This window comes from Belliella alkalica (assembly GCF_022549785.1).
Lineage (GTDB): Bacteria > Bacteroidota > Bacteroidia > Cytophagales > Cyclobacteriaceae > Belliella > Belliella alkalica.
Genome location: NZ_JAKZGO010000007.1, coordinates 148,721 through 164,900 on the forward strand (window position 1 = coordinate 148,721; position 16,180 = coordinate 164,900).

At 38.9% G+C, this 16,180-nt stretch carries 9 protein-coding genes; all 9 read right to left on the reverse strand.

The genetic code is table 11. The annotated features are described in order from the left end of the window. Positions 1–270: 270 nt before the first annotated feature. Positions 271–1,959 carry a DUF4957 domain-containing protein gene (locus tag MM213_RS10385; protein WP_241412028.1) on the reverse strand — a complete coding sequence of 563 codons (1,689 nt, stop codon included), beginning with the start codon at positions 1,957–1,959 and terminating at the stop codon, positions 271–273. Continuing rightward, positions 1,949–3,706 (reverse strand): RagB/SusD family nutrient uptake outer membrane protein, encoded by a 1,758-nt coding sequence (locus MM213_RS10390; RefSeq protein ID WP_241412029.1) that lies wholly within the window; start codon positions 3,704–3,706, stop codon positions 1,949–1,951. Before MM213_RS10390 ends, MM213_RS10385 begins: the two co-directional genes overlap by 11 nt. Before the next feature lie 19 nt (positions 3,707–3,725). Continuing rightward, entirely contained in the window at positions 3,726–6,944 is a 3,219-nt protein-coding gene (locus MM213_RS10395) for a SusC/RagA family TonB-linked outer membrane protein (protein ID WP_241412031.1), read from the reverse strand. Between the two features lie 414 nt (positions 6,945–7,358). Then, positions 7,359–9,269 (reverse strand): pectinesterase family protein, encoded by a 1,911-nt coding sequence (locus tag MM213_RS10400; RefSeq protein WP_241412033.1) that lies wholly within the window; start codon positions 9,267–9,269, stop codon positions 7,359–7,361. A gap of 135 nt (positions 9,270–9,404) precedes the next feature. Next, positions 9,405–10,163, reverse strand: a complete 759-nt coding sequence (locus tag MM213_RS10405; protein ID WP_241412035.1) for a rhamnogalacturonan acetylesterase — start codon at positions 10,161–10,163, stop codon at positions 9,405–9,407. Positions 10,164–10,169: 6 nt separating this feature from the next. Continuing rightward, positions 10,170–11,882 (reverse strand): glycoside hydrolase family 28 protein, encoded by a 1,713-nt coding sequence (locus MM213_RS10410; protein ID WP_241412037.1) that lies wholly within the window; start codon positions 11,880–11,882, stop codon positions 10,170–10,172. 350 nt (positions 11,883–12,232) lie between these two features. Beyond that, the gene (locus MM213_RS10415; RefSeq protein ID WP_241412178.1) at positions 12,233–13,864 is read right to left on the reverse strand and encodes a glycoside hydrolase family 43 protein; all 1,632 of its coding nucleotides are present in this window, start codon (positions 13,862–13,864) and stop codon (positions 12,233–12,235) included. Between the two features lie 9 nt (positions 13,865–13,873). Then, entirely contained in the window at positions 13,874–14,887 is a 1,014-nt protein-coding gene (locus MM213_RS10420; protein ID WP_241412039.1) for a pectinesterase family protein, read from the reverse strand. Continuing rightward, the gene (locus tag MM213_RS10425) at positions 14,884–16,089 is read right to left on the reverse strand and encodes a glycoside hydrolase family 88/105 protein (protein ID WP_241412041.1); all 1,206 of its coding nucleotides are present in this window, start codon (positions 16,087–16,089) and stop codon (positions 14,884–14,886) included. Before MM213_RS10425 ends, MM213_RS10420 begins: the two co-directional genes overlap by 4 nt. Positions 16,090–16,180: the final 91 nt, after the last annotated feature.

Consider the following 16,180-nt stretch of genomic DNA (forward strand, 5'->3'; position numbering starts at 1 on the left):
ATTCAATTGCCCTTTCAGGGCAAACAATCACCTGCCTCCCTTTTTAACATCGGGTCATAGACCCGATGCTTAAATCAAGTGCCCTTTCAGGGCATAACTCTTTGTGTATCTATCTTAAAGCTCACGTCTTAAGTCTCATATCTCATTTCTCACCTCTTGGATCTCAAGTTTCATGTCTCAAATCTCTCAATGAAACAAAAAAGCTACGGAACAACAGGCTAGCTGTCATCCCATAGCCTAGGGTTTATGATTCACAACTCAAGAGTATTTTTAGAATGCCCATCTAGGATCGCCTATTGGACCACCTGTAGTACTTGCAGTTCTCAAAGGCGTAGCTGCTGGCAAAGTCAAATTTGTTGTTCTGGAATTCCATCCAAGATCAACATTTAGGATGTTTGAAGTTTGAACATAGGTTTGGAGTGTCAACGCTTCAGGTTCTGCTCCACCAGTAGTAAGGTTGAACATATTGGTATGACTTAATACAATCTGAGAATCAGGGTTCGCCCTAATTAACCTCACCCCTACAGTCTGTCCTTCAAAAGGCATGCTATTCAGAATGGAGTTTCTCATTGTGAATTCAACCAAGTTATTGTTACAATCAAGTAAAACGTCATTTCTATTTCTAGAACCAAGTCCGTTGATAGAGACATTGTTTACTGTTATTTTTGGTGTAACCGGCATGGTAATATTCGTAGTCCAACCAATGAAACCTCTACTTCCCAAGGAAGAGAATGTAGAATTGGTTATTTCAATCTCCCTAAACTCCAACTTGTCTACATGGAAAACATGGTAATTTTCTACATTGTGATTTCTCAATATTGAGCTTGAAACTTGGATCAACCCCATTTTGTGCTCGTTATTGCCAGCTCTATTGGCACGCATAAATGAAACCCCTACATTTTCTACAATACAATTATCGACTATGATGTCAGTAAACTGTGCAGCTCCTCCAGCAAAATTCAAGAAATATGCACCAATACCTGGTCCGCCATCGAATGTGATTCCTCTAACTGTAATCCCTGCACCAGACTCGGTGAATGTAAGTTCCCTGAAGTTTACTTTTGTATCTGAAGGGTCACCTGAAACAGATTGCAAAGTTATTGTCTTACCTACAATCCTCAAGTTTGCAAATGCACCTTCTGAATCTATGACATCATAAGTTCCAGCCTGTAATCCAATGATCGCACCATCTTCAGCATCTTCAATAATCGCTCTGAAATTATCTCCCGGACCTATCACTATATCAAAAATGCTTTGCTCTTTCATCACAAATGAGGTAGTACCTTTGATACGTGTACCCTCAAAGATCTCAGCTGTGTATGACATTAATGGAGTCAATCCTTCCAAAATCACTTGTGCAGCTTGCCTGTCAGCATCTGTCAATGTGTAAGTTATTGAGTTATCAGCTACATCTGATACGACAATACTCGTTGGATTTGAAGTCGGTCTCCATCTTAAAAGTACTGTGGATGATCCTATTTCATTGTCAAATGTCGGCAAGAAAATCTGCTCACCTGTAATCCTAAATGGCTCCATTGTCCTTTGCCATTCTGAATCTTGGGCTGAAGAAACTCCAAGTGCTCTTACCCTTGCGAAGTAATCAACTTGAATTTCCAACACTTCATCAGACACCTCAATGGTTGTCGCAGCTGTTTCTTTTTCAAATTCAATCGTTGAAAACAAACTATCTTGAGAAATCTGTACTTGATAATTTACTTCCCCTGGATCTGTAAACAAAGCTTGTGGCCAGGTCAAAGTCGCAGCTATTTCTCCGTTAGCACCTGTAATTCTTACAGGCCTAAATCGTTTCATATCGTCAGGCACTTCATAGTTATTGTCCATGTCGGTACAGGCAGTGAAAGCCAAACCCAAGACCATCAGAAATGCTATATATCTGAATATTTTATTATTTAAGAATTTCATGTTTTTAAGGTTTTTGGGATCATTTCTAGTAGCCATATTCTTGTTTCAACCTTGGGTTTGCATCCAAAATTGACGTGTGTAACGGTAGCAACTCACTTTTGCCAGGAGTGAATCCTATGGCATAGAAAGTAAGTATGGTTGTATTGATTCCTGTACCAACCCAAGAAACACTAGCAGAACCCGCAGGTGCTGTGGTTGGTTGTGGTTGGTAAAAAGAGTTCAACCAATTCAATTCCGTTGCACCAGCTTCGTAGTACATTGTAGTAGGCAAATTAGCATACTCACCTGTCCTTGCTGCCATAGCCGCAAGGTTAGCTTTGGTTTCGTTCAGTTTGGTCTCCAAAAGATTCCATCTAATCAAATCATACTTTCTGATTCCTTCACCAGCAAATTCAAATGCTCTTTCTTGAACGATCGCATCGAAGAAATCTTGGTAGCCAGTTGGTGCAGTTCCTATTAAAGCTGCATCACCTCCAAAAGCCCTTAATCTTACTTGATTATAAGCCTCAATTGCAGCTGGAGTTGGACCGTTATTGATTTCGTTCTCTGCTTCTGCAAACATCAAAAGCACATCTGCATACCTGATCACAGGCCAATTCAAACCAAAATATTGGGCTGTAGAATTTACAGAAACTGGGTTTGTGATCCAATCTCTTCTGAATTTCCCATCCACCATTGTCTGCAAGTTTCTAGCAACAATTGTAAAGTTTTGGTTGATATTGTAAGGTGCCGCAGTGACATCCCTCCTTTGGTCGTTTTCATTAAATGAATAGAAAAATGTTGGCAAAATAGTCAAGGCTGAATTTCCTAGATTATTCCATCTTGGCCCATTGTAATAACCTAGCTTACTATCTCCGAAAGCACTTCCACCACCGGTCATTGCAATATCCCACATGATTTCACCATTCGGTTCTCTTCTTCTAGCGAGTATAGATCCTCTGAAAAGATCTTCAAATGAAGGATTCAGGTTATGTGAACCACTTGCAATGATAGCGGCTGTTTCATCTCTTGCTATTTGATAATAAGTCATATGATTGGAACCTCTTCTCATGGTCCTGTCTAATCTCAAGGAGTACCCACCTCTATAAAGCGCTATTCTTGCTCTCATTCCTCTCGCTACTCCTTGCGTAATTCTTTCACTTGACGAACTAGCTGTAGCCCAAGGTAGCAATTCAGCAGCTTCTGCCAAATCAGCAAGAAGCTGATCATAAATCACGTCTCTGTCAGTTCTTTCCAAGAAAAGGTCTGGCTGTGCACTTGAAGGTGCAAATTGCGCAGGAATATCACCCCAGTTTCTTACCAGTTCCAAATAGAACTTTGCTCTCAAAGTCAGTGCTTCACCATGAAGTCTTCTCAATTCCCTTTTTTCGAATTCTGTACCATTTTGATACATCGCCATTCTAGGAATCTCTACGATACAGATATTTGCTCTTTCTATTCCAGTATAAAGCTGGTTGAAAGGCACTCTGATCTGTGTATTTGATGGTTGTACATTGTAGTGGGCAATATCCCTTCTTTCGTTATCAGGAAAAGGGTTTCCACCTTGTCCCATCATGATATCGTCATCAAGTGGATAATACATACTCAATCTGATCCCATATCCATTATCTCCGCCTAATGCGGCATATACACCTGCTACTGCTTTGGTAGCGTTTGTTACATTGCTAAATACGTAGTCTGGCCCGAAGGAAGAAACGGGAGTTACTTCCAGGTAATCTTCACAAGAGGTGAATACACCCAAAGAGAAAATTAAAGCCAAGGTTATTTTATATATTCTGTTCATGATTTTTTTCTTTTGGCTATTAGAAAGTAATGTTTACACCTGCGATAAATGTCCTTGCTCTTGGATATGCTGAATAATCAACCCCTGGAGTCATCGGTGTTCTTCTTCTAGTATTTACCTCTGGATCGTACCCTGTGTACTTAGTGAAAATACCAAGATTATTTCCTGTAGCATATACTCTCAATCTTTGGATTTTGAATGCCCGAAGCATGCTAGGTGGCAAAGTATATCCCAAAGTAATGTTGTTGATTCTCAAGAAAGAACCATCTTCTATCGCCCAAGAATGCATGTAGAATGAACTTGCAGAAACCAAAGGAGTCCAAATGGTCGCGTTTTCATTCAATGCTGCCAATTCAGTAGGATCAGTCACTACTTGACCAGCCCCGTTTACATTTGTGAATCTATCATTCATGATTGCCAATAAATTTGAGTTAGGCGTATATCCCGAAGAGAATTCCAACTTATTGGCATTCAAGATATCATTCCCCAATACAAAGTTCATGAAAATACTTGCGTCGAAATTTTTCCAGCTAAACTGCTGATTCAAACCACCAAAGAATTTTGGAGTAGCATTTCCGATGGCAGTTCTGTCATTATCATCTACCACACCATCACCATTCAAATCTTTAAACTTCAATGCTCCTGGTCTTGGAACTACTGATGTGATCCCTTGATTATTTGGAACACCATCTCTTAAAGTGTAAATACCATTATTGAAATCAAAATCGCTGATTTGATAGAAACCATCTGTCACCAATCCCCACATAGTCCCAACCGGCTGTCCAACTTGAATGGCATAATCAAAAGGAACATTTCCTCCTGCCCAACCTGAAGGAACTAGGAATTGAGATTGCTCTCCAAGGCTTTCTACTCTATTTACATTATGCGAAATATTGAAACTAGCTGTCCAATTGAAATCTCTTTTGTTGATGATTGCTCCTGACAATTGGACTTCTATACCTCTGTTTGATGTCTCACCCACATTTTGCAGCTGAACTGTATAGCCCGAAGTCGATGGAACAGGTACCTCTACCAAAAGATCTCTGGTGGTATTTATATAAGCATCCACTGAAAACTGAACTCTTCCACCCCAAAAACCTGCATCCAAACCAATGTTTTTCGCTATTGTCGTTTCCCAGATCAAATTTTCATTTGCTAGTGCCACAGGAGAGAAACCAACTTCCAAAGCATTGTTGAAACCGTAGAATGCATTAGGACCGAATTGGGTCAAGTAAAGGAAATTATCAATTCTATTATTACCAGACTCACCATAAGAAGCTCTTAATTTCAAGTCGGAAACAGTATTTCTGATCCCATCCATAAATCCTTCATCCGAGATCCTCCAAGCTCCGGATACAGAAGGGAAATATCCCCATTTGTTACCTCGCGCAAACTTGGATGATCCATCCGCACGCATCGTCGCTGCAAATAAGAATTTATCCCCATAAGCATAATTAACCCTACCGAAAAAGGATAATAATCTAGATTCTTGGAAATTGGAAGTTGGTATTTGAGGTTGACCTAGAGAAAGGTTTCCTAAAGCTCTTTCAGCTGTGATTCCGATCGGAAAGAACCTCGTTTCGTTATAATCAATTCTAAACTGCTCCTCAAAAATCTCGTGACCTAGTAAAACATCGATTTTGTTTTTCTCGGTAAATGGGGTCTTCATTTTCGCAGTACTGAATGTGAATACATTTGAATTGTTCAAAATCCTTCTATCGTTTGTCCTAATAGAAGCGATTGGCTGACCAGCACCGACTTGTCTAGCAGGACCTGTAATGGTGTCATTGAATGCATAATCAGTTACATCGTTGAAGTCAACACCGATAGTAGTTCTAAAGGATAAATGATCATTGAATTTATAATTCAAGCTACCATTAAAGTTGGTTACGCTTTGTTTTCTTTGTCTGTATTCTGCGTCAGTCAGCAAGATTGGGTTGATCAATGCCAAGGAATTCGCATTTGTTTCGTCTGCATAATCTGGGTCAAAAGCAGTAACATCTGTTCCATCCATCAAAAGTGGTCTGTATTTCACAGCATGTCTCAATCTATTGGTGGAAGAAGATCCTTCAGAAGCTGTACCAGCACCATTAACAGTTGTACTGTTGTGACGAACATTGAAGCCTACTGATAACCTTTCGTTTACCTTATGGTCAAACTTGAAGTTCAGAAGCTTTCTGTCAAAATCAGAAGCAAGCATGACACCCTCTTCTGTATTGGAAGTTACACTTATATTGAATTTTGTGGCTGCGGTACCTCCAGAAATAGCCACATTATGCGTTTGCATGATTGCATTTCTTCCAAAAATCTCCTCTTGCCAATCTACGAAAGGCACCTGTCTGTAATTTTGGATATCACCATAATTACCATAAGTATTTAAAAACCTATTTCTCTCTTGCTCAGAACCTCTAGATCTCTCGTATTGGTAATTGACAAAATCGTAAGGATTCATGACATCCAACTTATTCGCCAATTGCTTCACACCTCCCAATCCATTGTAGCTTACAGTTGTTTTCATTTCAGTTCCACCTTTGGTAGTAATGATCACAACCCCATTTGCACCTCTAGCACCATATATTGCGGTTGCAGAAGCATCTTTTAGTACATCTATAGATTCGATGTCTTGTGGAGAAAGAATGGAAAGAGCATTTTCAACTTGTACTCCATCCACGACATAAAGAGGAGAGTTATCTTGAGTAATCGAACCACCACCCCTAACTCTGATTTGTACTTCTGCGTTGGGTGAACCTTCACTACCTGTGACTTGCACACCTGCAAGACGACCTGCCAAAGCTTCCGCAGCAGAGTTGATAGGAATATCCGCAAGTTGCTTAGCATTCACAGAGGAAACCGAACTTGTTAAATCTCTTCTTTCTATTGTTGCGTAACCAACTACTACATATTCGTCAAGCGTCGAGATATCTTCGCTCAATGTAACATTGATTACACTTTGGTTACCTACTACAATTTCTTTTGTAACCATGCCGATAAAAGAGACTATCAAAGTCGCATTAGAAGGAACCTCCAAAGTGTAGTTTCCATCAATATCAGCGGCGATTCCTACTCCTGTACCTTTGATTAATACAGAAGCGCCTGGGATTGGTTCTCCGTTTTCCGAAGTAACCGTTCCCCTCACTACAGATCCTTGAGCGAATACAGCACCTATCGCAAACAACGAAAGGAAAGTAGCTAAGAACAATGACCGGATCAAACCCGGTGTTTTACGAGTAATGTTCATTTCAATATGATATAGGGTTAATTGTTATATAAATTTTTTCTGACAGTAATTAATAGAATTTCTCTGCCAAAAATCAATGCAGGAAAGTGGCCTATCCACTGAGAATGGAATAAGGGTAGTAAAAGGAGAAATTCATTGGTATTTAGGGTTATATTGTTTGACTTTTGATTGCTAAAAATGATCAATATTACTAGTCATTTGCGCAATCGATTGCATATTAAGAATTATTTATTTTATCAACAAGAAATTTTAAATAAAAAATTTTAAAATAAGTTTATTTTGATGTAAATCAGTATTTTAAATATAGATATTCTGCATTTTGAGAAGCAAATAAGAAAACTTTCAACACTAAACTTCAATCATTTTGCGCAATCGTTTACACTTTCTATAATTTTTTAAAAAAGTCATTTATCTCTATTTTGAAACATTTGCAATAAACACCTCAACACTTTCAATAACACGATCAAACCATGGCTCAAAAAGCCAAAAAGTATGTGGTGCATCTTCAAATTCAATGACTTTCGAAAAAACTTGATAACTATCCAATATTTCCCTCAAATCATCTCTCCCTGCGTGAAACCTCAATTGGTTTCCATTGATAAACAATATTGGAGGACTGTCTTTGCCTGCATGTGTAAGCGCTGATGCATTTTTCCAGTTAGATTGGTTGTCAGTCAAACTTCCACCCAACCATTTTGCTGCTAAAGTTCCCTCCCCTGATTCCGGGTGGTCAAATGCAACAATACCATCAATGTTGATAATCCCACTAACTTGGCTATTTTCTATTCTATCTTTTTTAGGGAAAAAATCTTCACTTCCACTTGTAACCCCAGCCAAAGTTGCCAACTGTCCCCCTGCCGAACAACCCAATACATAGATTTGGTCAGGCTTTATATTGTACAATGCAGCATTAGCACGAAGCCATGCGATGGCTTCTTTGATATCTAAAATAGCTGCTGGAAAAATAGCTTCTCGAGAAAGCCGATACTCTAACGGCATGGCGACAAATCCTCTATTTGCAAGTTCTAGCGCCATAGGTACCAGAAGGTCCAATGATCCTGATTGCCAACCTCCACCATGAACCAATATTAACCCAACACCTTTAGAATTAGGCTTGTTACTTTCGAATACCCTAGCTTCCAAATCTCTATAGGACAATGATTTATAACTCACTTTCGATTCGTCAACATCAATTAAAGTGTCTTTCAAAACTGGCTTAGCAAGTGGAAACATCTTTTTCATTTTGACTGTCGCACTATTCAAGGTGTATGAACTGTCTTTTACTACTCCATACCAGGGTTTTCCTAACAAATCTTGCTGAAAATGCGCTCCCTTAAACACTTCATCAGGAAAGTATATTGAAGCTTGATTTGAATCTAAGAGTTTTGACCAAGATACTCTACTAGTTCTTTCTGCTCCAAGTCCAAAATTATTGTATTCAGCATAAAACACTGTTTGCTCTACTTCTTCCCTACCCCAATTGTGCCATCCTTTGGGATGAATATGGTTGCCTAAATCACAATTGATAAATACGGTCTTAGCATGGTCTCGCCAAGGCCTTCCAAGATAAACCTCTGTCACATCTTGATCAGCTGTCAATTTACAATTGTTGAACACATAGCCATGCTTCACCCAATCAGGTGTAGAAGCTGCTGTGATGTAAGAATTGGACTTTGAGTGAATCTGACATGACTCGAAATATGCTGTAGCTGAACCAAAAATAAAATCGGTTGTTCCTTCGATGTAGCAATTTTTATAATAATGTCTGGCATTTTCTCCAGAAGCAAACATGGTGTCTTGATTACCTTTGAAATGACAATTCTCAAAAACCAATCTGTCACCTTCCGCATGCAGCGCTACTGCCTGACCAACTTTCCCTGCAGTATTTTGAATTGTCATATTCTTGAAAGAAAGACTGCTCCCCAACACCATCAGCGTATAGGTGTCAAAAGTCTGCATTTTGTTTTTACCAGTATGGTCATCAAATGTAATGATGGTCTTGTCAGGCCCATCCCCCATAAATGTCACATTGGTAATTGTTCCCGGGATCAACAATTTCTCCTTATAGATACCTTCTTTGATGTAAACTGTGATTGGCTTGGGAAGGTAAACTCTGATCGCATCTATGGCATCCTGAATAAAAAGAAAATCTCCACTCCCATCTTTTGCGACTACAATATCCTCTTGGACTTTCCCTTTCAAATCCTTGATTTTTCCATCTTTGGGATATGCATTGACATTTTGAGCTTTTAGATTTGCAGAACATGTCAATAACAATAAACCAACAGCCATGGCAAAAAAGGAATGTCTTGATTTATTTCCCATAGATGTTGGTTCTTTGAAATTATTAATACTTGACTCTTTGATACACGGACTATTAACCACAGAAAACAAGAAGTTCAAAAAGAGTTATTCTCAATTAAGGACTTTCTTGTGTAGTATGTGTTTAATTCGCTCAATTTAATCTTTTAGAAATGCCGCCAACTCAGGTAACTTTTCTTTGATCTCTTCCACCACCAAATCACAGATTTTGAATGCTCCAGTCGGGGAAAGATGGGTATCATCCGCTACCCCTTCTGGAAATTTCGCATAATCACCTGGACGGTAATGCAAAAAGAGTTCTTTGGATTTCTCTACCCCAAATTGTTCCAACATAGCAACTGACTTTTGATGCAAGTCAAATAGTGGGACATCAAGGGCTTCAGAAACTTCCCGAACTACCTCAGAATATCTCCCATGTGTATCTGTAAGATTCCCTGATTCATCAAAACTTCTCCTGGAAATAGGTGTCGCGAGTATCGGAATCCCTCCTTTTTCTATAGTTTCTATGACATAGCGAATCAGATTATTTCTATAATCAGAATCAGCAGCAGCGTATCTATCTGGGGATTTGCTCTTTTGGTCATTGTGTCCAAACTCAATCAAAACATAATCCCCTTCTTTGATTTTGTCATAGACTACATCCCATCTTCCTTCATCACGGAAACTCTTCGTACTCCTACCATTCATCGCATGGTTTTCTACCCTAATCCCTTCTTTCAAATATAGCGGAAAAACCTGTCCCCAGCCTTTTTCGGGATTGCTTCCTGAATAAGGTTTATCAGCTGCAGTAGAATCCCCAATCAAAAAGAAGGTAATCTCTTTATTTTCAGAATCTACATTAATGTTGATTAAAAACAATCCAAAAGCTAGGATGATCAATGATTTAACAGACCACATAGAATACTAGTTTAATTCAACCGAATTCGATTTCAAATCTTTTCCTTTTTCAATAGATTTATCAGCATTAGAATAATCCTTATTGCTAAGTTTGATGTTTTCAGAAAGAGAACCCATCACTCTTACAGGTTTTTCACCATTTTCTCCAAAGGAAAATCCTGTGACAGCTACATTTTTACTGTTGTACAAAGTAAGTGCTGCTCCAGAAGTTGGGATTACTTTTACATTTTTCAAAACAAGCCCATCAGTGTCCACAGCAATAATTCCGTTTTTGGCTTCTAAGAATGAGTCTTCCAAACTGACATTTTGAAGGTTCATTTCAGGTAATCCTTGGAAATTAGCCGCAGTTCCGCTATTGGTAGCTTTGATATTTTTCATGAAAATATTCTTGAAAGAAGGTGTCGTTTCAGAAACTGGCACAGCTGCTTCATCCCTCGCTTCATCATCGGCACTTTGATCAGCTTCTAAAACAGGAGAGTTTCCACCGTAGAAAAGGTTGAAATTGATTACATCTGTTGGGATATTGATCATATCAATGTTTGAGATATAGATATTTTCCACTACACCACCTCTCCCACGTGTACTTTTGAACCTTAAACCAACGTCAGTCCCCATAAATGTACAATTTGAGATATGGATATTTTTCACTCCGCCTGACATTTCACTCCCAATCACAAAACCTCCATGACCATGATAAACAATATTATTTTTCACTACTACATTTTCCGTTGCCATTCCCCTATCTCTGCCGTCTTGGTCTTTTCCTGATTTGAAGCAGATAGCATCATCTCCTACGTCAAAAACATTGTTGTAAATCAAAACATTCTTGCACGACTCAAGGTCCAAACCATCTCCATTTTGCGAATACCAAGGGTTGCGTACACTCAGGTTTCTGATGATCAAATCTTCACTCATAAGAGGATGAATGTTCCATGCAGGAGAATTCTGAAAAGTTGGACCATCCAATAAAATTCTCTTGCTATTTTTGATACTCACCATCACAGGTCTCAAAAAGTCTTTAACAGTCTCCAACTCACTTGGGTCAATCATGTCTGGAACATTGAAATTGCTACTTGCCTGATATCCTTTGATAGATGATTCGGAAGGAAACCACATATCTCCTTTTTCATTTAACAAACCACCTGTAGCCAATAGACTTTTCCATTGTGCAGCTGTCATTTTACTTTTCTTCACAGGTCTCCATGCATCACCATTTCCATCTAATGTTCCTGAGCCAGTAATTGCAATGTTTTCAACGCCATCTGCATAGATTGGTGATATACATCTCACTGTATTCAAACCCTCAAAACTGGTTTCTACCAATGGATAATCATCAAAATCCTTGCTGAACAAAATCAATGCTCCAGCTTCTAGATGAAGGTTGATGTTACTTTTGAATTGAATAGGACCTGTCAACCAGATACCTCTTGGCACCAAGACTTTTCCTCCTCCTTTTTCAGCTACCACCTCAATGGTTTTTGCAAAAGCCTCGGTGTTTTTCGTAACACCATCTCCTACAGCACCATGGTCTAGGATGCTAACTGTCAGGTCTGGAAATGAAGTAGTTTTGACCTTTGGCATATCAAATTCAACACCATCGTATATGGAGCTCTCGTCAATCTGATTTGAAGAAATCTCTTTGGCGTTACTCTGTGCTGTACTACTACATCCGAAATAAGTAAATGCAGCGATTACGATAAGTAGGGTTAGTTTATTCATGGGTTTTTTATTGGAAGATTTGAAGATTAAAATATTGGAAGATTGGGGTTGGAAGGTTTTAAGGTTTTAAGGTTATAAGGTTGGGGGTAGATTGGAAGATTGGGGTTGGAAAGTTGGAAGGTTTTAAGGTTAAAAGGTTGGGGTTAATTTAAAGATTGAATTTTGGATGTTGCACTTGGTTTTTGATTCATTTAAACATGCATAACTTAGGGTACAAGAAACTGATAACTTAATTAACAAATAACTTAATAACTTCTCTCTACCCTTCCAGTGTCGCTTGATTTAATGATTTCAGATTTATGATTTTAGATTTTAGATTGAGCTTATTGATAGCTTAATTAACCAATTAACTATTCAACTTTTTCTGCAAACCTGAACCAATCCACATCTACAAAACCTGAGTCATTGATCTGGGTATTTCTTGTAGCGAAGAGACCGACTTTTGCACCGATCCATTTTCCGGGTGTGGCTTCAAAGGTTTCTTTGATATTGGTGAATTTCTTTCCGTCCTCGCTGTAACTAAATTCACACTTTGCTCCTTTTGTTACAGAAACTCTCAATTCAATTTTATTTCCATCTATTTTTTTGATTATTGTCTTTTTCTCTGGTTTGCCATTTTCAGCATCTATGCAAGAAACATAATGTAGGTAAATCCCATCTTCTTGACTTTCTAGTCCGAGGTATGCGTAGCTCATTCCCATTACGATCAGCCCCACTTTTTCACCTTTGAGTTTTTCGTTAGGGTGAAAAGTTAAGGAGGTTGTAGTCTCGAACTCTTCTGCTGGGAATTTCTGTAAAAGCAAATTTGGAACTCCCCAAAGATTCTTGGCATCTTCCGGAATCAAATCTGTGAACAATCTCAATTGACCTTTTGCTGGATTGGCAAATGCCCAAGTAGCTTTTGGATTTGCATGCCATTGCCATTGCAAGCCAATATCATTGCCGTCAAATTCATCGGAATGTATTGGCGTAACTATAGGATAAGTTTTTCCAACATTTGGCTTTTTGTGTCGCATCACTGGCTGGCCAGTTCCTTTGCCATCGACATCTTCTCCGATTGTAGGCCAATCTCCATTCCAGACCATTGGTTGGAGATGGACAATCCTACCATAAGCATCTTTGTCTTGAAAATGCACAAACCAATCATCACCATTTTCCAACTTCACCCAAGCACCTTGATGCGGGCCATTGATTTCTGTATTTCCCTGTGCCAAAGCAATATGTTCTTCATATGGTCCATAAGGATTTTTTGATTTCAAAATCAGCTGCCACCCTGTAGAAACTCCTCCAGCTGGGGCAAAAATGTAATACAGCCCATTTCTCTTGTAAAACTTGGTACCTTCTACAGTCGGATGTGCTTCATGGCCATCAAAGACCAATTTGCCACTCCCAAGTGTCTTTGTTCCTTCCCAGTTCATCGGTTTCACCACCAAGACACTCTTGATTCCTGCCCTACTTCCTGCATACGCATGGGAAAGATATGCTTTGCCATCCTCGTCCCAAAGTGGACATGGATCAATCAATCCTTTGCCAGCTTCGACCAAAATCGGCTCGTTCCATGACCCTGCTGGGTCTTTTGTTTTCACGACAAAGATCCCAAAATCAGGATCTCCCCAATAAATATAAAATTCACCTTCATGATATCTAATAGCTGGTGCCCATACACCATTACCATGTTGGGGTTTTGAGAAATGATCATTCGGTTCCAAACTTTGCAGTGCATAACCTATCAATTCCCAATTGACCAAATCCTTGGAATGTAAAATCGGTAAGCCTGGAACTGCATTGAAGCTGGAGGCCGTCATGTAAAAATCATCTCCAACACGAACTACATCGGGATCAGAATAATCTGCATGTAAAATAGGATTGATATAGGTCCCATCACCTTGGTCAGCTTGCCATACCTTGGAAACTTGACTAGCTCCAATGTTGGGTAGCAGAATAATGAAGAAAAACGAGAACACTAATTTTATAAAATTCATCATATTCTATCAGTTTTCATTAGTTACCTGAAGCTTCGCTTGCCAAAGATTCTTTTTTAGATTTTTCCCAGGAACCCAATCATCAGCTCCTGCAAGAATACTTTCTTTTGAAAAATCCTGAATAGATTCTTTGCTGATTTGCTTAGACCAAGATGCCCTGTCTTCCACAGAAGAACCTTCTCCAAAAGATCCATACTCTGCATAAAAAGCAGTCTTTTCAGCTTCTTCTTTGTTCCAATTGTGCCAACCTTTTGGATGGATGTGACTTCCCATTTCTGTATTGATAAAAACCGTTTTGGCAAAAATCCTCCATGGCCTACCCAAATACACAGATTCTTCTGGAGCATCTCCTGTCAGTTTGCAATTAATGAAAACGTATCCAAACGGGACAGTTTGTATCGTAGATGCCGCAGTAATATACTGTCCACCAGTCTTCGAATAGATCTCGCAGTTTTCGAACACAGCAGTGGAAGCGCCGAAAATAAAATCAGTTGTTCCTTCAATGTAGCAGTCTTTATAGAATTGTCTGCTTTTTTCTCCCTGTGCATAAAGAGTATCTTGATAACCCAAAAACTTACAATTTTCAAAAAACGCTCTGTCTCCTGTCACCCTCATTGCTACAGCTTGTCCAACTGGACCGGAGGAATTCTCAAATGTGAGATTTTTCGCTGCAAAGTCATCCCCAAAAACAAAAAAACTGCTCGATCCAGTGGTACCCATTTCTTCTCCAAAACGGTTATGTTTTGAAGAGAAATCATCGTATGTGAGTATCGTTTCATCAACATTTTCTCCAACCAGAACAACGAATCTCTTGGAAACAGGAAGCACGATTTTTTCTTTATATTTCCCTGATTTGATCAAAATATAAGTAGGAACATTTCTAAAGTCAGGTACTGCCATTATCGCATCCTGAACCTTTTCGAAATCCCCAGATCCATCTTGTGCCACGATGAAATCAAAATCTTGAGCAAATGAAATTTGAGTACTTATTGTAAGTATGAATATGAAAATCAGTTTTTTCATTTTTCCATATTTTCATAGACCAAAGAAGCCAAAATAAATGGACCTACGCCTTTTGGATCATTGTCTCTGATGATTTCATTCACATAATATTCATAAGAACCATCTCTGTATGGATTGCCTCCAAGCCCTGCTACTCCACAAACCTGCGTGATTGAAATCCCGCCATCTTCGTCTTCACGAATAAATTCATTCAAAATCCCCTCGTATGCCTTTATTCCGGCAGCTTTATATTCTTGACTTAAATATCCTCTTTCTGAACCTTTGAGAAGAAAGTAAGCAAACATACTTGTAGCTGAGGCTTCCAAATAGTTACCTTCTCGGTCTCCTTGGTCAACAACTTGATACCAAGTGCCAGATTCATGTTGATACTTGACAATTCCTTTGGCTAATTTTTGGGCAATAGAAATAATTTCTGCCCTTTCAGGATGATTTTGTGGCAAATATTCCAAAACATCTATCAAAGCCATGGCAAACCAACCGATACTCCTCCCCCAATAATTGGTAGAAAGGCCAGTTTCAGGATCGGCCCATTTTTCTGATTTGCTTTCATCATAGGCATGATGAAAAAGGCCAGTTTCTTTGCTGTAGCCATATTTGTCCATTACAAGAATTTGGTTTGCCACATCATCAAAAAGCTCTGGCTCGTCAAAAAATGCTGCATATTGAGCCAAAAATGGAGATCCCATATAGATTCCATCCAACCACATTTGGTGTGGATATACTTTTTTATGCCAAAATCCGTTCTCAGAATTTCTTGGATGCTCTCGCATTTGATCACGCAGTTCATCCAAAGCTAGCTTGAATTTCTCCTCTCCTGTAGCTTCATAGAGATCAATCAAAAACTTCCCTCCATTGACTCTGTCAATATTATAATCGCTCTTTTTATAGGTTTTAATGACTCCATTTTCATCAATCATAAAATCTACAAAATTCCTGATGTAGTCATAATACTTGTCATCGCCAGTTTCCTTCCAAACGCGATGCATGGACATCATGACCAAGCCATGGGTATATTCCCATTTTGGTTTTTGGTTGAAATCCAATGTCCATCCTTCAGGGTTTCTTTTGATCTCAGAATCAGCCATCCAAGCTGAATAGCGCTTGTTTTCCGTGGGTTCTGCTGTAGATTCTGCTGTTTTTTGACCGCAGGAAAGCGAAATCAAAAAAGCGGCAAGGAGAAATAATTTGCAAATGATTTTCATTTTGGGTTTTCTTGTTGTGGTATTTTTTTGGGAAAAATTTCTACTTTCTTCTTGTCCAAAACTACCTATGAGCACTAATTTTTCTAATCAA